The sequence below is a fragment of the Acinetobacter sp. GW821-FHT09D10 genome, assembly GCF_059416285.1.
The window spans coordinates 361,218-383,631 of the sequence record NZ_JBWKOW010000002.1; the positions used below are offsets into that span (position 1 = coordinate 361,218).

The following is a 22,414-nucleotide window of genomic DNA, read 5'->3' on the forward strand; positions in this document are numbered from 1 at the left end:
TATATTAAATAAATACTGAGGTAAGCATGGAACAGCCAATTTCTGTAACTCGAAGCAACTTTAACGACTGGATGGTTCCAGTTTTTGCACCGGCAAATTTCATTCCTGTACGTGGTGAAGGTTCACGTATCTGGGATCAAGAAAATAAAGAATATATTGATTTTGCAGGCGGGATTGCAGTAAACGCATTAGGTCATGCGCATCCAGTGGCAGTAAATGCTTTAACAGAACAAGCAAAAAAACTTTGGCATGTGGGCAATGGTTATACAAATGAACCAGTTCTACGTCTTGCAAAACAACTCACTGAAAATACATTTGCAGACAAGGTGTTCTTCTGTAACTCAGGTGCAGAAGCCAATGAAGCTGCATTAAAACTAGCACGTAAAGTGGGTTTAGACAGTGGTGTTGCTGGCAAAAGTGGCATTGTGGCATTTAAAAATGCTTTTCATGGTCGTACTTTATTTACCGTTTCAGCAGGCGGTCAACCTAAATATTCACAAGACTTTGCACCGCTTCCAAATGGAATTAACCATGTTGCCTTTAATGATTTAGAAGCAGCAAAAGCAGTTATTAATGAGCAAACATGTGCGGTTATTGTTGAGCCGATACAAGGTGAAGGCGGCGTTATTCCGGCTGACATTGAATTTTTAAAAGGGTTACGTGCGCTATGTGATGAGTTTGGTGCCTTACTTATTTTTGATGAAGTACAAACTGGTGTAGGCCGTACAGGTTCACTTTATGCCTACATGAACACTGGTGTTATTCCAGATGTTCTTACAACTGCAAAAGCACTAGGTGGTGGTTTTCCAGTTGGTGCAATGTTAACAACAGATAAGTTTGCGCCACATTTTTCAGTCGGTACCCACGGTACGACTTACGGTGGTAACCCGTTAGCAAGTGCAGTTGCGGGTGCAGTATTCGAATTTATTAATACGCCAGAAGTCCTTGAGGGTGTGAAGCATCGTCATCAGTATTTCCTTGATGCCTTGAATACTTTAAATGCTGAGCATCAGATTTTTGAAGAAATTCGTGGTCAAGGTTTACTCATTGGTTGCGTATTAAAAGCTGCATATGCAGGAAAAGCTAAAGATATTACGACTTGGGCTGGTGAGGAAGGATTACTTGCTTTAATTGCAGGTCCGGATGTCGTTCGTTTTACTCCGTCTCTCATTATTCCTGAACAAGATATTGATGAAGGGATTGCTCGTTTAAAAAGAGCATTGGCAAAATTGGCTAAATAAAAAAAAGGAAGCTAGCCATGATGATTGTCCGTCATGCCGAGTTTCGAGACCTTGAAGATATTTATAAGTTAGCAGGTAAGTCGGGTGTAGGCCTGACTTCCTTGCCACAAAATATGGATACACTTTCGGCTCGAATTTCACGTACTCGCAATACTTTAAATGGCAATGTCCATAAAAGTGAACAAGGCTATTTATTCGTTCTTGAAGATACAGAAGCTCAACGTGTTATTGGTTTAAGTGCAATTGAGGTTGCTGTAGGACTCATGGAACCTTGGTACAACTTTCATGTTGGAACACAAGTACACGCTTCAAAAGCATTAAATGTATATAAGTCATTACCAACCTTATTTTTAAGTAATGACAGAACAGGTAGCAGTGAACTCTGTACATTATTTTTAGATCCAGAGCGTCGTGAAAACCAAAACGGTAAATTCTTATCGAAAATCCGTTTTATGTTTATCGCTGCCTTTAAGCAATATTTCGAGAAAAAATTAATTGCCGAAATGCGTGGTTTCTCAGACGAAAATGGATGTTCTCCATTTTGGGATGCGATTGGTCACCATTTCTTTAATATGGATTTCTCAACTGCCGACTACTTAAGCGGAATTGGGCAAAAAGTATTTATTGCAGAGCTTATGCCACGTTTTCCGGTCTATGTAGATCTCTTGCCAAAAGATGCGCAAGAGGTGATTGGAAAAATGCATCCACAAACTTTGCCTGCCTATCATGTGCTTGAGTCGGAAGGTTTACGCTATCAAGGGTATGTCGATATTTTTGATGCTGGCCCAACGGTTGAAGCCAATATTGATGAATTACGCGCAGTAAAAGAAAGTCAGTTCTTAAACGTCAAAATTACAAGTGAAGCTGCGGTCGGTAAGACCCAATATCTCGTTGCCAATGATAATTATCATGACTATCGCGCAATGTTGATGAAGCTTGATCTTGTTGATAACACTATAAATTTAACGCATGAACAAGCTGAAAACCTCGGTGTACAAGAAGGTCATGTTGTTCGTGTGCTATCACTCAATCCAATGGAAGTATCCTGATGTCAAACTCTTTATTTATAAACGGTGTCTGGTTACAAGGCAGCGGCACAACATTTGAAAAAACAAATCCAGTTGATAACCAAACTGTCTGGTCGGGTGCTGAAGCTACTGCTGCTGATGTTGAGCAAGCTTGCCAAGCAGCACGCACTGCATTTCCAGCATGGGCACGTTTACCTTTTGTAGAGCGTGTAGCGATTGTTGAAAAATTTGCAGCTTTGCTTGAAGAAAATAAAAAGCACTTAGCGGAAGTCATTAGCCAAGAAACTAGTAAACCATTTTGGGAAACGTTAACTGAAGTTCAATCAATGATTGGCAAGGTTGCTATTTCAATTCGTGCTTATCACCAGCGTACAGGTGAAAGCTCAACTGAAATGGCTGATGGCGTGGCATCTTTACGCCACCGTCCGCATGGTGTGCTTGCAGTTTTCGGTCCATATAACTTTCCGGGCCATTTACCAAATGGACATATTGTTCCTGCATTACTTGCAGGGAATGCTGTGGTATTTAAGCCAAGTGAATTAACGCCTTGGACTGCTGAAGAAACTGTAAAACTTTGGCAACAAGCGGGTTTGCCAAATGGTGTGATGAACTTAGTGCAAGGTGGTCGTACCACGGGTGAAGCGTTAGCTGCTTCACATGAAATTGACGGTTTATTATTTACCGGAAGTGCGAACACAGGTTATCACTTGCATAAACAAATGGCGGGTGCTCCTGAGAAAATTCTTGCGCTTGAAATGGGCGGCAATAATGCATTGATTATTGATGAAATTATCGATATTGATGCTGTGGTTAATCTCACTATTCAATCTGCTTTTGTTTCGGCGGGTCAGCGTTGTACATGTGCACGTCGCATCTTGGTAAAAAATGGTCCAGAAGGCGATGCATTTATTCAACGTTTTGTTGAGGTTGCTAAAAACTTAAAAGTTGGTCGTTGGAACGACGAACAACAACCATTTATGGGTGGTGTGATCTCATCAGTTGCCGCATCAAACATGATGCTTGCTCAGCAAAAATTGCTTGAGCTTGGCACAAAAAGTTTATTGCCAATGACGCGTCCGCAAGAAGACAGTTCGCTACTTACGCCAGGTATTGTTGATGTAACAGGTGTGACAGATATTCCAGATGAAGAATATTTTGGTCCACTTACGACGATTCAACGTTATGACAACTTTGATGAAGCATTGAAAATTGCAAATGCAACTCGCTTTGGTTTGTCTGTTGGTCTGGTTTCTCCAAAACGTGAATTGTTTGATCAAGTACTTATTGAAGCGCGTGCCGGTATTGTGAACTGGAACAAACCATTAACAGGTGCTTCAAGTGCTGCGCCATTTGGTGGTGTAGGGGCATCGGGTAACCATCGTGCGAGCGCCTTTTATGCCGCTGATTATTGTGCTTGGCCAATGGCTTCACTTGAAAGTGAAAGCTTAACCTTACCAGAAAAATTATCTCCAGGGATTGTGTTGCCTTAAACACTAGGGAAAGAAAAATGAAAGGATATGAAGTAAATTTCGATGGTTTAGTGGGACCAACACATCACTACGCGGGCTTGTCGTTTGGTAATGAAGCATCGACAAAAAACCGTAATAATGCCTCTAATCCAAAATTAGCAGCCAAACAAGGTTTGCTAAAGATGAAAGCTTTAGCTGATTTGGGCATGAAACAAGGTGTACTTGTTCCCCATGAGCGTCCCCATGTTCCAATGTTACGCCGTTTGGGTTTTACAGGAGATGACATTAGTGTTGTTGCTCAAGCAATGCGTCATTCACCTGAACTCTTATCATCGTTAAGTTCAGCTTCGCCAATGTGGACTGCAAATGCGGCAACAGTTTCACCTTCGGCAGATAGCCAGGATGAACGTGTGCATTTTACCGCAGCGAACCTGAACAATAAGTTTCACCGTTCGATTGAAGCGGAAACAACAAGCCAAGTTCTACAAGCAATCTTTAAAAATGAACGTCATTTTGTACACCATGAAGCATTGCCGCAAGTGGCTTTGTTTGGTGATGAAGGCGCAGCAAATCACAATCGTTTAGGTGGTGATTATGCTAAGCGTGGGGTTCAAGTTTTTGTTTACGGTCAACAACATTTAAATAATGGGTTGCCGGGACCAAAACGTTATCCTGCTCGTCAGACGCGTGAGGCAAGTGAAGCAATCGCGCGTTTGCATCGTTTAGATGATGCACATACAGTTTTTGTTCAACAAAATCCGGATGTGATTGATCAAGGCGTTTTTCATAATGATGTAATCGCGGTCAGCAACCAACAGGTTTTATTCCATCATCAGCATGCCTTTTTAAATCAGGATCAGGCTTTTGCTGAAATTCGTCAAAAAATGGCAAGCATCGGTGAAGACTTTATCTCCATTGAAGTTCCTGAAAACCGCGTTACCGTTGATGATGCAGTAGCAACATATTTATTTAATAGCCAGATTTTGACTCGCCCAGATGGTGGAATGACCATTGTTGTACCAGAAGAGTCGCGCCAGAATAAGGCAGTGTGGGGTTATTTGAACGATATGGTTCAGATGGGTACACCAATTGATGCTATTCAGGTTTATGACTTACGTGAAAGTATGCGTAATGGCGGTGGGCCAGCATGTTTACGTTTACGCGTAGCTTTAAATGAAACCGAGTTAAATGCTGTAAATCCAAAAGTATTAATGAATGATCAATTGTTTGGCACACTCAATCAATGGGTAGATAAACATTATCGTGATCGTTTAGCTCAAGAAGATTTAGCTGATCCGCATTTATTGATGGAAAGCCGTATGGCGCTTGATGAGCTGACCAAAATTCTAGGTTTGGGTTCAGTTTATCCTTTCCAAAAATAAGGAGGAGGTGACATGCAAGATTTTCTAGCATTAACCTTACAAGGTGAGCAGCCTACAACACGTGAAGGAAAACAAGATAATTTTTCTTGGCGTTGGTTAGGTGAGGGAATTCTTGAATGTACGCCACATGCACAGTACGACAAAGCTGTCGTACTGTCAGCTGGGGTACATGGTAATGAAACAGCACCAATTGAATTGTTGTCTCATCTTTGCACAGATTTATTTGCTGGACGCTTAAACCTTGCTGTGAGGTTGCTGTTTGTATTGGGTAACCCATATGCAATGCGTCAATGTAAACGTTATGTGCATGACGATGTGAACCGAATGTTTTGTGGTGGATATAAAACTCTGTCAGTGACTGAAGAATCAAAGCGAGCTGAGGTTTTAGAGCAAGTTGTCACGACTTTCTTTCATGAAAGTTCTAGCCAAGCAAAACGTTATCACTATGATTTGCACACCGCAATTCGTGCTTCTTTATTGCCTACTTTCGCGTTATTTCCATATCAAACACATGCTTATGATGCTGATTTGACTGCAAGCCTTGAAGCGGCCGATTTAGATGCTTTGGTGTATCACAATGCGGTAGGTAAAACGTTTACGCATTTTACCAGTGAGAATTTTAAAGCAGCGAGTGCAACTTTAGAGTTGGGCAAAGCTTTGCCATTTGGACAAAATGACTTGAGCCAGTTTGCGGCAATTGATGAAGTCATTCGTCATGTCGTTTCTGAGCAAGCTTTACCAGCACGCAATAAAGCGAAAATTCGAGTGTTTAAAGTATCGGACTCTTTAATTAAAAAAGATGAAGATTTTCAGATGAACTTATCTGCTGAAGCTCCGAATTTTTCGACTTTTACAAAAGGTGAGATTATTGCGACACAACCTTCTGGTAATTATGTTGTTGAGCAAGATCAGGTCTGGATTTTATTTCCAAATCCAAATGTGAAGCTCGGTTTACGTGCAGGTTTAGTTTTAACTGAAACGAGCTGAATGATTGATTCTAAATAAATAAAAAAGGGCGATTAATCGCCCTTTTTTGTGCATCACGTATTAGTTAGTACCGAAAAGACCTTTAATCCAAGATTTCTTTTCTGCTTTTTGTGTAGACGCTTGCGCATCTGCATTTACACTTGCATTAATTCCGACAGGAGCAACGTTAACACCAACATTTACACCAGTATTAGCATTGATTGCCGCTGGTTGAGCTGCATTTAACTTTGCCTGAGCATCCGCTTTAGTGTCTGCAACAAACTCTTTTTGCTCAGCTTGAGTTTGAGCTACGCGAGTTTTTACAGCATCTACATGCGCTTGAGCATCAGCTTGTTTTTCAGCAGTAAATTCTTTTTGATCAGCTTGTTTTTCTGTAACTTTAGTCTTTACAGCATCAAAACCTGCTTTTGTATCGGCTTTAGCTTCAACTGCTAGGTTTTTAGTGCCATTTGCAGCTTTAGTTGCTACATTTTTAGTACCTGTTACTGCTTCGGTAGCAAAATGTTTAGTACCATTTGCAGCTTTAGTCGCTACATTTTTAGTTCCTGTCGCAGCTTCGGTAGCAAAGTGTTTGGTACCTGTTGCAGCTTCAGTCGCTAAGTGTTTAGTCCCTGTTGCTGCTTTAGAAGAAAGTTCAGTCACTTTACCAGTTGTTTTTTTAGTCGCTTTAACCGTAGTGTCAGCAGCAACATGGCCTGCATGTTTTGCTGTGCTACCTACAGTATGTGCAGTATTTTTGACTGTGTTGGCTACGCCACTAACAAGACCGCCTGGTTGTACATTTACTTGGGCAGAAGCACCTGCATTAACGCCCGCACTTTGTGCAAAAATAGAGGCAGAAGCAAGAACACTTGCAGTAACGATAGCTGTTTTCATCATTTTCATTGCGATATCCTTCAAAGAATATACCTTTTTAGTGAGGTATTTCATAAACGCAAACGAATCATAGCTAACGCACTATGGGTTGGGAACTGACTTCATCAAAACGTTACAACAGTGTTACGTTGAGTAAACAGACTAGGGATAAATTGTGAAGATTAATAAAAATTAATAATAAAGTGAAAAAGGATGTTTATTTGTTAGTTATTCTAATTAAGCTGGTCTAATTTTATCTTTTTATTTTCAAAAAATTAAATTTCAAATTTTCTGAAAGTTCCTCTTTTTTCCTTAGGTACTTATATCTCTAATTATGATTTGAGTCTCATTATTTGTTAGTGGAAACGGCATAGTTATTGCTTATTATGAGAATAAGATGCTTTTTAGCACTTTTTTGAACCACCTTCTGCCAGAAATATAAATGTACAGGGCAGAACAACATTTTTGCTTATTCGGGTGTGGATATTTCTACTTCTCTTGTGAGTATATATTTCATTAATTAGATTTTTCACATGAAATATATTTTAAGAAATACCTCTTTATTTCGAATAATCATAAATAAAAATAGATGTCTATAAACAAAAGAACAGAGATCTTAAATGATGAAAATTATTGCTTCCTTTCTTGTATTGGTCGGCTTGGTCGCCGTTGTTCTCTATTTTAAGCCAACAAGTAGTGCATCTGATGTGTTCAATTCGGTTTTACATGAATCGAATTCGCCACAACCAGACACTTCATCTTTTCTTTCTAAACTTAAGGAGCCTACTCAAGCTAAAAATCTATCTCAACATTCAAATCATCCTCAATCGGTATCAGCTGATACCGTTCCTTTTTACAACACAAAAAGTGATCTTTCTATTCAACCGATTGATCCAGAAAAAGATCCAGCAAATGAAATAAAAGCGAAATAAACAAATTGCTAGTTGAAAAACTACGGAGAAAAATAATGCAAAGTAAAACATTATTGCTATTAAGCCTAGGTGCGATATTAAGTACAACTGCATCCGCACTTCCTTTAGATTCTAAAGGGGCTAAACAGCAGTTAAATCAGGCAGCAAAACAAAAAGTATTTCAGGGTAGAATCGATTTGGATGCCTTGGTCACTAATGATTCGAATGATTTAATTGTTGAATACAATATTCCTTCGGTGAGCGTGCCTTCTGGTTTAGAACGGCGGAGTTATATTGCAACAAATAAAAAGAATATACAGGCAAGGTTTAACCGTGCTGGCGGTGTGCAGGTACTACGAGACTACAATAATTTACCTTTAGCTTTTTATCGGATTAGTAACCGCGAAGCATTAGTCTCTTTATTAAATGATCCGAATGTTAAAGCGGTTTACCCAAATCGTATTAATCAAACCACGACCAATGAAAGCTTACCTTTAATTAACCAACCACAAGCAAACACCAATGGTTTTACGGGTGAGGGCTCTAGTGTTGCGGTGATTGATACAGGTGTGAACTATCAGCATTCCGATTTTGGTTGTACAGCAGTCAATACACCATCAAGCACATGTCGGGTGGTTTATTCTTTTGATAGTGCACCAGATGATGGAGCATTAGATGATGACGGACATGGCAGTAATGTTTCAGGTATCGTATCTAAAGTCGCAACCAAAACTAAAATTATTGGTATTGATGTCTTTAGAAAGGTGCGGTCTCAAGGTAAATGGGTCAGTACAGCCTATGATAGTGATATTCTTGCGGGGATTAACTGGGCTGTAAACAATGCACAAACTTATAATATTAAAGCGGTTAATTTAAGTCTTGGCGTTCCTGGCGTTAAATATACTTCAGAGTGTAGTGATAGTAGTTATGGAACCGCATTTGCCAATGCGCGTGCTGCTGGCGTCGTGCCGGTTGTAGCTTCAGGTAATGATGCATTTGCAGATGGTATTTCATCTCCTGCATGTGTTTCGGGTGCAGTAAGAGTCGGCGCAGTTTATGACAGTAATATTGGTGGTGTGTCATGGGGGAATCCAGTGAAATGTTCTGACCCAACCACGGCAGCAGACAAAGTGGCATGTTTTAGTAATGGCGGTAGCCTTGTGACTTTATTAGCACCAGGTGCAATGATTACCGCAGGTGGTTACACCATGGGTGGTACGTCTCAAGCAACACCACATGTGGCAGGCGCGATTGCTTTATTACGAGCAAATAGTGTGAGTCCGACCGAAAGTATAGACCAGACCATTACTCGCCTCAGAACGACAGGTAAACCAATTACAGATTCGAGAACGGGTTTGGTTTTTCCACGGATTGATTTGCTAACGGCAACAAATGGCTTGATCGCTAACTAAATAGCTTATTTATAATTTTTAAATCAGGTCCAAGAAATTTAAATGGCTATAACTCGTTGCAAAAGAAAGCTTCTGCAACGAGTTTTTTTATGGACAAGCCTTAATTACACTTTGCTAAATTAGCTGCATTAAAATTATTTTGGAGTTTTTTGAAGTTATTTTGAATTTCAGGATCTTGAATATTAAAGGTAGTAGAACTCTTAGTCGTAGAGTTGGTTGCTTGATTTAATATGCCTGACTCATCAGGGTATTGTAGGGTCGATGATGTAGCTGAAATTAGACCTTTATCATTAAATACCCAGTGTTCAGTAACGTGCCCGCCTCCTAAATAACCTGTAAATTCAATCATACAAGCTTGATTATCTTGTTTAATGAGCTTGGCCACATTACCTGTCGTTGATGGATAAGCTTCGATATTGGTGTCTTGCTCTAAAACTTGAGCTTGAGAATAAGAAGAAAGGGGCGTTGATGTTGCACATGCAGTTAATGCTAAGCAGCATAGTGTTGAAAAGAGAAGTTTTTGACTATTCATAAGGCAGATTCCTAGCTCTTTATAGTGAATGGTATTTATGTCTAGATTGATATTTGTATTTTATATTAAAGCGCGAAGTTATCGCGCTATCCAAAAAATTTAGTTAACCGTAGTGCTAGATTTACTTAACTCACCCTGTTCTATTGGGATGTTTTCACCGTTTCGGCTACTGGTAATATTTTGCTTGGCTTGATCTATTTTTGTTTCAGTAAAAGCTTTTGCTGTATCTGCTTTTTGTTGAACGACTTCTGCCTTTTCAGCAGTAAATTCTTTGGTATTTTTCCACTTTTCACTAATTTTATTTGAGGTCTTTTCAGAAGCACCTTGAATATTGTCTCCTAAATTTTGTATGCCTTTTCCTGTTTTATATAACAGTACACGCCCTAGGCTTGGATTATCACCATAAGGTTGTGTTTTAGGAGCTATTTCATTCACTTGTTGAGGTTGCGTTGTTTCAGCAAATAAGCTTGATGAAGCCAATATAGAGGTCGCAATACATAGAGTTTTTAGGGTTTTCATTTTGGATAAAACCTCCTCGACCAGAATCAAAAGATGAAGTGCTGATCTTACTGATAAAAATACAGCTTGTACTGCAATGAGATAAAACCCATACGATTTGATTACGATAAATCATCATTTCAAATATAATTAAATACCGTATCTAAATTTCTAGAATGATCTGGAGCCTCAAGTGATACAAAACATTGAATTAAAATGGTTATATGATCTGATTGTTCTAGAAAAATACCGAAATTTTACAGTCGCTTCTGATATTAGAAATATTTCTCAGTCTTCGCTGAGTCGTCGTATTCAAGCCTTGGAAAATAGTCTTGGTTTTGAAGTGTTTGATCGAGAAACTTCTCCTTTACAGTTAACAGAGCAGGGGAAGCTTTTTATATTACATGCTAGAAATTTACTGGATGATTTTGAGTTTAATATAGATCAAATTAAAGGTGATAATCATGTGCGAAGCAAAGTCACGATTGCTTCTGCGCATTCTTTAGCGGGATATATTTTCCCCAAAATTTTAGGAAACTTAAAAAACTACCAAGAAAAGATTTTTCATGTTGAGGCAATCAATGTGAATGAAACCGTAGATTCTCTTAAAAATGGTCAATGTGACTTTATTGCATCTTTCTATGATGATGACTTAATGAATCCACAATTTTTGTGCCATAAGTTGTTTTCAGCAAAGCTTTATTTAGTCACGGCTCCAAATCATTTAGGTCGACCTAAATTTTCACTCGAAGATACTTCAATTCCGCTCATGAACTATACCGATGACAGTTACATGGGGAAAAAGGTAAATAAATTTCTACAAGATCATCATTCGGACAAGTTTGAGACAAATTTTGTGTCTTCAATGAGTCTATTACTTAAGGACATGATCAAAGGCGGTTATGGCGTAGGGTGGTTACCCGATTACAGCATTCAAGATGAATTAAAACAAAATCAGTTAATGATCATGCCAATGAAAGAGTCAGTACTGTCTATCGATATTTATTTATATCGCAGTAGTGCAAGGCTTAATGCAACTTCTGAAGGATTATGGAATTTTGTGAAGGCAATTGATTGGACCATTGCCTAAACGTAATTATGCATAATTTGCATTAAATTTTATTTAATCATGCGGCTGATGCTGTTAATGAGTTCTGATACCACGCAATCGCATTTTTAATGAGTAAATCGGTCGCATCAACAAACAGTTCAGGATTTTCTTGGATACTGTCTTGTAAGATGAGCGGAATTTCAGTACATGCTAATAAGAATTTTATACTTTTGATTTGTCTATAAAAATGAATAACCTCACTCATAAGTTGTTTTGATTTTTCGATATTTCCTGCTTTGTATTGATAAATACTTTGCATCACTTTGTGTTGCATCTCAACAGATGGGGTAGAAAAATGAATATTGTTTTGGATGAACTGGCTTTGATAAAGCTGAGTGCTTATGGTGGCAGACGTCGCAAGAATACAAACTTCAGCAATTTGGCTGTCTTGAATAAAATGAACCGCAGATTCAATAATACTAATCATTTTGGTTTGGGTACGTTGCTGTAACTGGTTAAACCAAAAGTGGGCAGTATTGCAGGGAATAATGATACAGCCGACCTGCGCCGCTTCTAAAATTTTAAGATATTCAGCCATTTTTTCGAGTGGTTTATCATCATGATTTATAATTGATTGCGTTCTATCTGGAATGTCTGGAATAGAAACCGTGATGACAGGAATATGCTCTTGATCGCAATGTGCTGGCGTATTTTTAATAATTTTATCCATGGCATCAATCGTGGCTTGTGGACCCATACCACCTAAAATTCCAATTGCTTTATTCATGCTGAATGACTCAAAAAATACGTTATGTACTTAGCATCTGCTTCTTTTGAGTGAGGTCGTTGCAAAAAACGGATGGATCATGCAGTTTATGTTTTTATAATTAATTTTTAAATAACATTAACATTTTGTTTTGTATAAATAAAATTAAAATATTTAAAATTTCGTGATGTGTTTTATGCATCATTATTTTATGTAAAGCATAGGGTTTTACATGGAAGATTTTATTTGAATGCAAAGTTAGGCTATAAATTCTGACTTAATCAATTCTAAAAACATATCTCGAGCTTTATGGTTACTCACATTCTTATGCCAGAAAAACTGGTTTTGCATAAAGGCAAGGTGTTCAAATTTATAGCCTCGAATATTGGTTAAATTTTTATATTGCTCAAAAAGACTCTTTGGTACTAAAGACACACCAGAGCCAGCACTCACACAACCAATAATAGTGGCGTAACTAGTAATGCTGGTAATTGGAAGCGAGATATTTTTGAGCTTAAGCCATTCTTCAAGTGCAGCGCGGTAAGGGCAACCTTCAGTCCACATAAAAATTTCTTTACCAATCAAGTCTTCTTGGCAGTGGATTTCACCGAAAGATTCTGGGGCAATTAAAATAATTTCTTCTTGATAAATACTGAGCCTATTTAACATTGGAAATTCAATATTACCAGCGACAATAGCTCCGTCGAGTTTATGTTGAGAAATATCAACTAATAGCTGTTTCCATGTGCCAGTAATAATTTGAATGGAAACTTCTGGATAGCGTTGATGATATTTCGCGAGTAAGTTAGGTAAACGGGTTGTGGCAGAAGATTCAATAGCTCCAATTTTTAATGGACCAGAGGGTGGTGCATCAGGATGAATGCTTCGTTTTGCTTCATCACAAAGCGCTAAAATTTTTTGGCAGTAATTAAGAAAGATTTCTCCAGATGGGGTGAGCTTTAAACTTTTCCCTTCCCGATAAAACAGAGGCGCGCCGAGTTCTTCTTCAAGTTGTTTAATGCGTGCCGTGATGTTAGATGGAACGCAATGCAACTGCAAAGATGCCTTGGCCATCGTGCCGCATTCAACCACCGTTTGAAACATTTTTAACTGAGCGATATCCATGTTTTATCGTTCACTTTTAATGAATATTAGACTCAATATAAGTTAATTTTATTCAACTATCTATGCGCATATGATGAAAGAGTTCCATTTCATTAGCGCAGATTTAACATGGCAATTTCTCTTGCTGCCGAAACTCAGCCTCCGGCATTTAAACTCTATTTATGTATTGCTGTGACTGTCTTTTGTTGGGGCTATTCACCTATTGGAGTACATAGCGCTTTGCATTCATATACACCGCAGCATATTGCCTTGCTTCGCTTTTTGATTGCATCGGTTTTCTTACTACTTTTGGTCATGAAAAAAGGCATTCAGCCGTTAAAGTGGAAAGATGTTCCTGCGCTTGGGGTGTTAGGATTTTTCTCTGTGACCTTGCATCACTTGCTTATAAATACGGGGCAGAAATATGTGAGTGCGGTTGCATCCAGCATTTTAAGTCAATCTATTCCGCTATTTACCTTTATAGTTTCAGCTTTGATTTTTAAAGAGCAAATCCGTTTCAAACAGTGGTTGTGTATTTTATTAGGTCTTTGTGGTGCCATTTTAGTGGTTAGTGGTGATCGAGGCTTTGGTGTGCCGAGCCCTTATAGTTTGTTGATTGTTTTGGCAGCAATTGCATGGGCGATTTACTTTAATTTATATAAAAAATTTGCCTTAAATTATGATGCCTTAAGCATGATGTGCTACATCATTTGGTTCGGAACCATTCCTTTACTGTTCTATAGCGCGCAGTTGTCTGCTGAAATTTTACATGCCACTTGGCAGGCCAATATGTCGATTGTGTTGTTGGGTATTTTCCCCAGTGCGATGGCTTATGTACTTTGGGGCTATGTACTTAAAAATATGCCGTTAACGATTGCATCGAACTTTTTGTATTGCTCGCCGATTGTCGCAATGAGTTTGGCAGTTGTTTTCTTAAATGAAAAACCATCAATGATTGTGCTATTAGGTGGTGTGATTATTGTAGGGAGTTTGGTGTGGATGAATTGGGGGAATAATTCTTTTACAAAGCTGAGTAGATAATAATGTGGTAGTTATTGAGCGCTGATTTAAAAATGAGGGTATTAATTTCATTAAAAAATAATTATTTAAATCAGCATGTCTCAATAGTTTTTAGAATTTTATTTAATTATTTCATCTTAAGAAAGTTGAGTCGTAGTCAGAAATTAATATTTGAAATTAAATTATTCTATTCTTTCAACCTTTTCTATATGACTAGAAGAATCATATGTAATCTCAATTACAACTTTCTCTTTGTTAAGTGCTGAGTCTGGGATTGATACCGTTTCGTCTACGGAATCGAGCGATAATTCACTAGGCATTACATTATGTAGTGTCGACACGATTGTATTCGCTATTAAGCCGTTATATAAAGCCACTCCATATGCTTTTGGTTTATTGTTGATTTTATAGGAAGTGATCGTATCTATTCTTTTATCACCAATGAGTCTACTTACTACAGGTGGATGGAATTTATTTAGAAATTCATTTCGAGACATTCCAATTACATTAATCTTTTCTATAGCAGGTGGATTTGTAGTGTCGGGTAAAGTGATCCGATGGGGATTTATAGAACAAGCCATCTGTCCAACTGATGAGATAGAAATAACAAGTAATAAAATATTCTTCTTCATTTATATAATCTTAATTAATAAAAGCTGCTAATTTATAACGATATTTTTTGAAAATATCAAATTATTATAAAGACTTATCTGTGAAAAACACTTACACCAATAAAAGTCGTAAACAACTTAGGTAATTGAATCAATTATTGTGCTGTTGGGTAGGCGAATTATTATAGAAAGTTTTGGTGTGGATGAATTGGGGGAATCGGCGTACCATCGAATAAACTATAGATAAGCTATCAGTAGTTTAACCCTCCTATGTCATGTGCTACTTCCTTTAAGAGAATGAAATGATTGTTGTTACCTTGACCTATAAAAAACCATTAGCCGAAGTTGATGCTGTACTGAAAGAGCATATTGCATTTTTAGACCGTTACTATGAGCAGAAGAAATTTTTGGCATCGGGGCGTCGAGAAAATAGGGTAGGTGGAGTGATTTTAGTTTTAAGCTCTTCGATTCAAGAAGCTGAAGAAATTATGAAAAATGATCCGTTTTATACTCATGACGTGGCTGATTATGATTTTATGTGGTTTGAGCCATCGAAAAGTTTAGAAGAAATTAAAGCATTTGTTTGATTTAAAAAATAAAGAGATCCCTTTACTTTTTTACTAATTATCTATCAGCATGTACCTAATAATTATTTTTTAGATTAGAGAGTACCAATCATTGTAAAAATTTTGGTGATGGTGAATGGATGAATACTATTAAATAATAGATATAATTTTAAGTATTGCCTTCTCTATAAAACCTATACCTTTAAATTTATTATGGATTTTTAGAAAATACCTTGAGTTGAAACTTGTACTTTAATAGTATGGAGATAAGTGTGAAATTTGGATAAAAAATGTACTTACGAAATATTCATATTAGAAACATTGGGCCAATTGAAAAATTAGATTTAGAACTAGAACTTAAAGAGGATCTAAATCCTAAGCCAGTAATTCTAATTGGTAAAAATGGGTCAGGTAAAACATATACTTTGTCTTATATCGTAGATGCTTTTTATGAGTTAGCTAAGCAAGAATATAATGATGTTGTGGTTAAATCTGGAAATATGAATTCCCCTTACTTTAGGGTGATTTCAGGTATCGACATAAACACAAATGCGGATGATAAAAGTGCATCTGCTTATTTACGTTTTTTTAATGATCAAGAGAATCAGGAAATACATTATTGCGAGAAAGTCGGAAATATACGCTCTACCCAAGAATTATTAAATTTATATGGAAACAAAATTCATGGTTTTGAGAATGAAAATAAAAATGGTAAAAAAACTTTAGCTTCTGAAAAGGGTATAGAAAAATTATTTTCAAATACTATTACCTTCTTTCCGAGTTTTCGTAAAATAATTCCACATTGGTTAAATTTGAAGGCCCAAACGCAAGAGATATTTGATATTGAATCAAAATATTCAGGAAAATTGAATAAAGAAATAATGTGTGTGGACACTTTTCAAAAAAATATTCAATGGATGTTAGATGTAGTTTTGGACTCTGCGATTCTACCAGCAGAATTAGAGTGTTTTGATACTGACGATGAAAGGAATCAAATAATTCAGAATAAACATGCTATTAACAATTCCTATAGGAATATCAATAAAATATTTAAAACAATTTTAGATAATAATGAATTATATTTAAAAATTGGTTGGCGGAATGATGCTCATTCTCGATTATCTTTGCATAGTAAAGGGAAGATTATTGTACCAACCTTAGAACAGCTTTCGACAGGTCAATTAGTCTTACTTAATTTATTCATTACAATAATTAGACATGCTGACTATAAAGATTTAAATAATAGTATTCGTTTAGAGAATATTGAGGGAATAGTTGTTGTTGATGAAATAGACACGCATTTGCATACTAAACATCAAAGTGAAATCTTACCAAAGCTTATTAAGTTATTTCCTAAAATACAATTTATCATGACTTCTCATGCACCACTTTTTGTTTTAGGTATGGAAAAAGAATTTGGAAAAGAAAATATTCAGTTAATTGATCTTCCATCTGGGATGAATATTACTTCTGAACGATTTGGTGAGTTTGAAGAATCGTTTAATTTTTATAAGGAAACAATAACATTTGAAGAAGCTCTGCATAAAAAAATTCAGGATCAACAAAAACCATTGATACTCGTTGAAGGTAAGACAGATATTAAATTTATGAAGAAAGCTTTTGAGCTAAAAGGGAAAAATGAATGGTTAGAAAATATAGAAATAGATGAAATTGGTGTTACTCAAGAAGGTGGGCAAGTTAAATTTGGTGGTGAAAGCAGTTTAGATAAAGGTTTTGATTTTCTAAAACATAATTTAAATGCAATAAACCGAAAAGTATTATTTCTATATGATTGTGATACAAAAATTTCGAGAGAAACAATAGGTTATATTACTAAAGATAAAGTTCCTATGAATTTTGAAAATACTAAAATTAAAAAGGGTTCTGAAAATCTGCTTAAAGAAGAATTATTTACAGAAAATTTTTATCCACCTCGTGAATCAGTAGATGATTATGGAGGTGTTATAATTAAGAAAAATTTTGATAAAAACGTATTCTGTAATTATATTTGTGACAATCTTACAGATCCAACCGTATTTGATAGATATGAAGAATTAGTCTTTCCAATTATTGAACAATTCTTAGCTTAATAAAATAAAAAACCCGCTTTAAAGCGGGTTTTTTATAATAAAAGGTTAAATTAACCCTGTAATACACTTACATCAGCTATAGCAGTAAACAAGCTACGTAGCTGAGCCAATAAACGTAAACGGTTTGCCTTTAGGTCAGCATCATCCGCCATTACCATGACACCATCAAAGAATGCATCAATCGGCGCGCGAAGTGCTGCAAGCTTAGAAAGGGCAGCGGTGTAGTCTTTTGCTGCAAGTAATGGCTCAACTACTGGAGTAACTGCTTGAAGCTCAGCAAATAATGCTTTTTCAGCATCTTCAACCAAGTTCGCTTCAACTACAGAACCTTCTGGTGCTGCTTCTTTTGCAAGAATGTTAGCAACACGTTTATTTGCAGCAGCAAGTGCAGCAGCTTCAGGCAGAGCACGGAAGTGGTTTACAGCATTTACACGCTTGTCAAAATCAAGTGGAGATTTTGGTGCAAGCGCTTGAACCGCTTGAAGCACATCAACAGCAACGCCTTGGTCTTCATACTTGGCACGGTAACGACCTTCCAAGAATGCAACAGCATCAGCACGCGTTTTGTCGTGGTCTTTCACGATGTCGCCATAACCTTGAAGTGCAAGATTTACCAGTTCTTCAATCGTTACGTCCAATTCATTTTCAATGATTAAACGTAAGATACCAATTGCTGAACGACGAAGAGCAAACGGGTCTTTAGAACCTGTAGGCGCTTGTCCAATACCGAAAATACCAACCAGCGTATCTAAACGGTCAGCAAGGGCAATCGTTGTACCAGTTTTGGTTTTTGGTAAAACATCGCCAGCGAATTTTGGTAAATATTGCTCGCCTAAAGCTTCTGAAACTTCAGTGTTTTCGCCTTCAATGCGTGCGTAGTAAGTACCCGCAATACCTTGAAGTTCTGGGAACTCACCTACAAGCTCAGAAGTTAAGTCGCATTTAGCAAGTAACGCAGCTTTTTCAGCGTCGGCTGGGTTTGCACCAGTGATTGCAGATAATGCGACAGCAAGTTTTGCAATACGTGTCGATTTATCCCAAAGCGTACCAAGTTGTGCTTGGAATACCATGTTTGCCAATTTTTCTTTACGAGATGCAAGCGGTTGCTTTTGATCTTGTAAGAAGAAGAATTCAGCATCAGACAAACGAGGGCGAACAACTTTTTCGTTACCTTCAATAATTTGAATCGGATCTTTAGACTCAATATTTGAAACAGTAATGAAGTAAGGCTGTAATTTACCTTCGTTATTGATCAAACAGAAATATTTCTGGTTGTCTTGCATTGTCGTAATAAGTGCTTCTTGAGGAACAGCAAGGAAGCGCTCTTCAAAATTAGCACGAAGGGCAACAGGCCATTCAACGAGGCTTGTTACTTCATCAAGTAAGTCATTTGGAACAATAGCAGTTGCGTTAACTTCATCAGCTAACTTTTTCACTTGTTCTTGAATGGTCGCTTGACGCTTTTCAAAGTTCGCAACGACATATGCTTTTTCTAAAGCAGCTAAGTAGTCATTTGCATGCGCTAAAGTCACAGCTTCAGGTGCATGGAAACGGTGACCATAAGTCACATTACCAGCTTTATGATCTTGAATAGTTGCGTCAACAATTTGATCATCTTTGAGTAAAAGAACCCATTTCACTGGACGTACAAATTCGGTACGGCTTGCAGCAGAACGCATACGTTTTGCAATTGGTAAGCTGTCTAGCGCAGTTTGTAAAATCTGTGGAAGTAAAGTATCAAGGCTTTGACCTTTCACATCTTTTAAATAGCAAACTTTTTCAACTTTACCAGCTTGGAATGTTGAAAGCTGATCAACAGTAATGCCTTGACCACGCATAAAGCCTTCGAGTGCTTTAGTCGGTTTACCTTCTGCATCGTAAGCCGCTTGAACAGCAGGGCCATCAAAACGTTTTTGTGTATCAGCTTGAGCGGCATCGATATCAACAATTTTAAGCGCTAAACGACGTGGAGCTGCATAAGCTTCGATAGATGCGAAATTTAAGCCAGCATCTTTTAAGCCTTTTACCGTTTCTGCCTGTAATGCATCACGTAAGTTTTTTAAACTTTTCGGTGGAAGCTCTTCACAGCCAAGTTCGAATAAAACAGTATGTTTGCTCATTAGTTTTTCTCCGCCTTTGCTGCTTCACTTTCAGCTTGTGCTTTTAGCTGTGCCAATACTTCATCACGCAAGTGTGGTTCTGCCATTGGGAAGCCAAGCTCTGCACGTGCTTGTACATAACTTTGTGCAATCGCACGAGCTAAAGTACGTACACGTAAAATGTAGCGCTGACGCTCAGTCACAGAAATTGCGCCACGTGCATCAAGCAAGTTAAAGGTATGAGATGTTTTAACAACTTGCTCATAAGCAGGAAGAGAAAGTTTTGCTTCAATTAAACGGTTTGCTTCTGACTCATAAAAGTCAAAGAGTTCAAATAGTTTTTCAACTGGAGCGTATTCAAAGTTATAAGTCGATTGCTCAACTTCATTTTGATGGAATACATCGCCGTACGTCACAGTACCAAATTGGCCTTTGGTCCAAACAAGGTCATAAACCGAATCTACACCTTGAAGGTACATCGCAAGACGTTCTAAGCCGTAAGTGATCTCACCTGTCACTGGGTAACATTCAACGCCACCCACTTGCTGGAAGTAAGTGAACTGAGTTACTTCCATGCCGTTAAGCCAAACTTCCCAGCCTAAGCCCCAAGCCCCAAGAGTTGGAGATTCCCAGTTGTCTTCTACGAAGCGGATGTCGTGAGTAAGCGTATCAATCCCGATTGCTTTTAAAGAATCAAGATAAAGCTGTTGGATGTTGTCTGGATTTGGCTTAAGTACTACTTGGAACTGGTAGTAGTGTTGCAAACGGTTCGGGTTTTCACCATAGCGGCCATCTTTTGGACGACGTGAAGGTTGAACGTACGCAGCATTCCAAGTCTCAGGCCCTAAAGCACGTAAGAATGTTGCGGTGTGGAATGTTCCAGCGCCCATTTCCATGTCGTAAGGTTGTAGTACGACGCAGCCTTGTTCGGCCCAATAGTTTTGTAGGGCAAGAATTAAGCCCTGAAATGTATCAATGTGCGAGATGGCGCGACTCATGTAGCATCCACGAATTTATGAGAAAAATTGCCCCTAAGTATAAGGATTTTGTGGGGGAGTGGCAAAGACTAGTTTCTATACCTATAAAAAATTATTGGCTGTCATTTAGCTGGGATTTTCCTGCATGTTTTGCTTTTAATCGAGGTTGAAATGATGCAAAAAACCAAAAAATGAGGCTAAGAATAAAACTTACAGTGAATGTAGAGGTTGAGATCAAAGTACGTCCAACAGTTGGGAATACATAATCAAATATTGGTAAATTATGAGAAATATTTTCATAGATCGCTAAGAAGAAATAAATCAAGCTAAATGATACATGTGCACCTAACCACATTAATGGAAAAATAAAGCGGTTTTTAGTAATGAGTACTTGGCATATCTTAAGTAGTAATGGGAATAAGATAATATAATAAGTACCAACAAAGATTCCAATAATATAGAGGAGATCAAGTGCAAACTTGCCAGTAAGTACGGACAATAAAATTAAGAGGCTGATCGGAATAAGAGGGGTAATAATAAGAGCAATTTTAGGTTGGTATTCGATATTTGGCGTTGTTGGATTCATCATAATCATAGTAGGTTATGTTTTTTTAAATTCTAAAATGATCTGTTGATAATGTCCATGAACCATTAAAATAAGATTATTATCTTTTGTATTTAATACATCTTTTGATAGGATGATTTCTCATAATTTAAATTAGATTATTTTAGAATGAATTTGAAAAAATATTATTTTGGAATTTTAATATTATTTTTAGGCTTTGTTGGTTTTTACTATTTAAAGAATAATTGGATTTATTATTCAGCTAAATATAACTACAATTTCAATAAGTTAAATGCAGATGAGCTGAATAATTATGCTGCATTATTATATTATAAAAATAGAAATGATTGGATTCAAAGTGAAGAGGGTGATGAGGCCACTGAAGCAAAAAAAGCCTTAGAAATTGAAAAGCTCTTTCAACAAGCAGCTGAACAAGGGAGTGCTTTAGCTAAATTGAATTTGACTACGCTTTATTATCGGAAAGAAGACTTAAGTGCTTTTGTACCTAAGATGTTCAAACTCTCTGAAGAGGCAGCGCAAGCAGGCAATGCTGATGCTCAGTTCAGGGTGGGTACGTTTTATCATCTAGGTTATGGTGTAGATACAGACTATAAAAAAGCAATGTATTGGTATACAAAAGCTGCTGAGCAGGATAATCCAGCAGGAATGAATAATATAGGGGTTCTTTATCAACAAGGCTTAGGGGTAACAGAAAATGGTAAGGTTTCAACAGAGTGGTATATTAAAGCCGCCAATCTTGGTTATGCAGATGGTCAAGAAAATATGTTTCAAAATTATTATTCTGGGTTAAATGGTCTACCTAAGGATAAAGAGGAAGCAATGAAATGGCGTGATATGTGCTCTTACCGTACAGAGGAGATACCAATACAACCAGTTTATAATATCGATCTTAAAGTTGATGAAACCTATCCGAACACCTGTAAAAATCAGTAAAGCTTTAAATTGCCACTATACGGAATGATTGGGACTATTTCATAAATAAAAGAAATGAATAGTTTTCTATTGCTGAAGAAAGTTCAACTTATAAAGATTTTATATTCAATTAGCAGAGCGTTCATTCAATGTTGATGTTCTGCTCTTTAGTCTTATTATCTTTATAGTTATACCAAGTCAATAATGCCCAAAAATTAAAAGCTGTAATTAGTGTAGAGATCCCAATCCAACTAAAAATAAGCTCGGAAAAAAAGGTCTTAAAGGATAAGTTAGCAAGCGTATTAAAGATGAGGAGT

At 37.3% G+C, this 22,414-nt stretch carries 21 protein-coding genes; 12 read left to right on the plus strand and 9 right to left on the minus strand.

Annotated elements, in window-relative coordinates:
* The first annotated feature begins 26 nt into the window (after positions 1 to 26).
* Genes AC07M3_RS08400 through astE form a run of 5 tightly spaced genes read left to right on the plus strand, consistent with a single transcriptional unit; the run spans position 27 to position 6,107 of the window.
* The gene (locus AC07M3_RS08400; RefSeq protein WP_494566961.1) at positions 27 to 1,241 is read left to right on the plus strand and encodes an aspartate aminotransferase family protein; all 1,215 of its coding nucleotides are present in this window, start codon (positions 27 to 29) and stop codon (positions 1,239 to 1,241) included.
* Between the two features lie 17 nt (positions 1,242 to 1,258).
* Positions 1,259 to 2,290 carry an arginine N-succinyltransferase gene (astA, locus tag AC07M3_RS08405; RefSeq protein ID WP_494566960.1) on the plus strand — a complete coding sequence of 344 codons (1,032 nt, stop codon included), beginning with the start codon at positions 1,259 to 1,261 and terminating at the stop codon, positions 2,288 to 2,290.
* Positions 2,290 to 3,759, plus strand: a complete 1,470-nt coding sequence (astD, locus tag AC07M3_RS08410; RefSeq protein WP_494566959.1) for a succinylglutamate-semialdehyde dehydrogenase — start codon at positions 2,290 to 2,292, stop codon at positions 3,757 to 3,759. Before astA ends, astD begins: the two co-directional genes overlap by 1 nt.
* Positions 3,760 to 3,776: 17 nt before the next feature.
* Positions 3,777 to 5,120 carry an N-succinylarginine dihydrolase gene (gene astB / locus AC07M3_RS08415; protein ID WP_016140063.1) on the plus strand — a complete coding sequence of 448 codons (1,344 nt, stop codon included), beginning with the start codon at positions 3,777 to 3,779 and terminating at the stop codon, positions 5,118 to 5,120.
* 12 nt (positions 5,121 to 5,132) lie between these two features.
* Positions 5,133 to 6,107 carry a succinylglutamate desuccinylase gene (gene astE, locus AC07M3_RS08420; protein WP_494566958.1) on the plus strand — a complete coding sequence of 325 codons (975 nt, stop codon included), beginning with the start codon at positions 5,133 to 5,135 and terminating at the stop codon, positions 6,105 to 6,107.
* 60 nt (positions 6,108 to 6,167) lie between these two features.
* On the opposite strand, the gene AC07M3_RS08425 is transcribed toward astE, so the two are convergent.
* Complete coding sequence (locus AC07M3_RS08425) at positions 6,168 to 6,992, minus strand: hypothetical protein (protein WP_494566957.1); 825 nt, start codon at positions 6,990 to 6,992, stop codon at positions 6,168 to 6,170.
* Between the two features lie 593 nt (positions 6,993 to 7,585).
* On the opposite strand from AC07M3_RS08425, the gene AC07M3_RS08430 reads away from it, so the two are divergent.
* Entirely contained in the window at positions 7,586 to 7,894 is a 309-nt protein-coding gene (locus tag AC07M3_RS08430) for a hypothetical protein (protein ID WP_494567119.1), read from the plus strand.
* A 35-nt stretch (positions 7,895 to 7,929) separates the two neighbouring features.
* Positions 7,930 to 9,285 carry a S8 family peptidase gene (locus AC07M3_RS08435; protein WP_494566956.1) on the plus strand — a complete coding sequence of 452 codons (1,356 nt, stop codon included), beginning with the start codon at positions 7,930 to 7,932 and terminating at the stop codon, positions 9,283 to 9,285.
* A gap of 100 nt (positions 9,286 to 9,385) precedes the next feature.
* Here the strand turns inward: AC07M3_RS08435 and AC07M3_RS08440 are convergent, their stop codons facing one another.
* Positions 9,386 to 9,817 (minus strand): hypothetical protein, encoded by a 432-nt coding sequence (locus AC07M3_RS08440; protein WP_494566955.1) that lies wholly within the window; start codon positions 9,815 to 9,817, stop codon positions 9,386 to 9,388.
* A 99-nt stretch (positions 9,818 to 9,916) separates the two neighbouring features.
* Positions 9,917 to 10,336 (minus strand): hypothetical protein, encoded by a 420-nt coding sequence (locus AC07M3_RS08445; RefSeq protein ID WP_003653724.1) that lies wholly within the window; start codon positions 10,334 to 10,336, stop codon positions 9,917 to 9,919.
* A gap of 172 nt (positions 10,337 to 10,508) precedes the next feature.
* Between AC07M3_RS08445 and AC07M3_RS08450 the strand changes: the two genes are divergently transcribed.
* Positions 10,509 to 11,405, plus strand: a complete 897-nt coding sequence (locus AC07M3_RS08450) for a LysR substrate-binding domain-containing protein (protein ID WP_494566954.1) — start codon at positions 10,509 to 10,511, stop codon at positions 11,403 to 11,405.
* A gap of 37 nt (positions 11,406 to 11,442) precedes the next feature.
* Here the strand turns inward: AC07M3_RS08450 and cuyB are convergent, their stop codons facing one another.
* Both cuyB and AC07M3_RS08460 read right to left on the minus strand, forming a co-directional pair.
* Complete coding sequence (gene cuyB, locus AC07M3_RS08455; protein ID WP_494566953.1) at positions 11,443 to 12,153, minus strand: cysteate racemase; 711 nt, start codon at positions 12,151 to 12,153, stop codon at positions 11,443 to 11,445.
* Positions 12,154 to 12,390: 237 nt separating this feature from the next.
* On the minus strand, positions 12,391 to 13,257 hold the full coding sequence (locus AC07M3_RS08460; RefSeq protein WP_494566952.1) for a LysR family transcriptional regulator: 867 nt from the start codon (positions 13,255 to 13,257) through the stop codon (positions 12,391 to 12,393).
* Positions 13,258 to 13,365: 108 nt separating this feature from the next.
* Here AC07M3_RS08460 and AC07M3_RS08465 point away from each other — a divergent pair, with 108 nt between their 5' ends.
* Complete coding sequence (locus AC07M3_RS08465) at positions 13,366 to 14,277, plus strand: DMT family transporter (protein ID WP_494566951.1); 912 nt, start codon at positions 13,366 to 13,368, stop codon at positions 14,275 to 14,277.
* 161 nt (positions 14,278 to 14,438) lie between these two features.
* Here AC07M3_RS08465 and AC07M3_RS08470 read toward each other — a convergent pair whose 3' ends face one another.
* A complete protein-coding gene (locus AC07M3_RS08470) occupies positions 14,439 to 14,888 on the minus strand; it encodes a hypothetical protein (protein ID WP_151744443.1) in 450 nt (149 codons plus the stop codon).
* Positions 14,889 to 15,169: 281 nt separating this feature from the next.
* Here AC07M3_RS08470 and AC07M3_RS08475 point away from each other — a divergent pair, with 281 nt between their 5' ends.
* Positions 15,170 to 15,454, plus strand: coding sequence for a YciI family protein (locus AC07M3_RS08475; protein ID WP_494566950.1), 285 nt, complete (start codon positions 15,170 to 15,172; stop codon positions 15,452 to 15,454).
* A gap of 269 nt (positions 15,455 to 15,723) precedes the next feature.
* Positions 15,724 to 17,523 (plus strand): AAA family ATPase, encoded by a 1,800-nt coding sequence (locus AC07M3_RS08480; protein WP_494566949.1) that lies wholly within the window; start codon positions 15,724 to 15,726, stop codon positions 17,521 to 17,523.
* Positions 17,524 to 17,573: 50 nt separating this feature from the next.
* Here the strand turns inward: AC07M3_RS08480 and glyS are convergent, their stop codons facing one another.
* From glyS to AC07M3_RS08495, 3 genes are all read right to left on the minus strand, one after another.
* Positions 17,574 to 19,643: a glycine--tRNA ligase subunit beta gene (gene glyS, locus AC07M3_RS08485; RefSeq protein WP_494566948.1), complete on the minus strand. Its 2,070-nt coding sequence runs from the start codon at positions 19,641 to 19,643 to the stop codon at positions 17,574 to 17,576.
* A complete protein-coding gene (gene glyQ / locus AC07M3_RS08490; protein WP_494566947.1) occupies positions 19,643 to 20,620 on the minus strand; it encodes a glycine--tRNA ligase subunit alpha in 978 nt (325 codons plus the stop codon). Before glyQ ends, glyS begins: the two co-directional genes overlap by 1 nt.
* A gap of 91 nt (positions 20,621 to 20,711) precedes the next feature.
* Positions 20,712 to 21,194 (minus strand): hypothetical protein, encoded by a 483-nt coding sequence (locus AC07M3_RS08495; RefSeq protein WP_494566946.1) that lies wholly within the window; start codon positions 21,192 to 21,194, stop codon positions 20,712 to 20,714.
* A 138-nt stretch (positions 21,195 to 21,332) separates the two neighbouring features.
* On the opposite strand from AC07M3_RS08495, the gene AC07M3_RS08500 reads away from it, so the two are divergent.
* Positions 21,333 to 22,118, plus strand: a complete 786-nt coding sequence (locus AC07M3_RS08500; protein ID WP_092710736.1) for a tetratricopeptide repeat protein — start codon at positions 21,333 to 21,335, stop codon at positions 22,116 to 22,118.
* Positions 22,119 to 22,414: the final 296 nt, after the last annotated feature.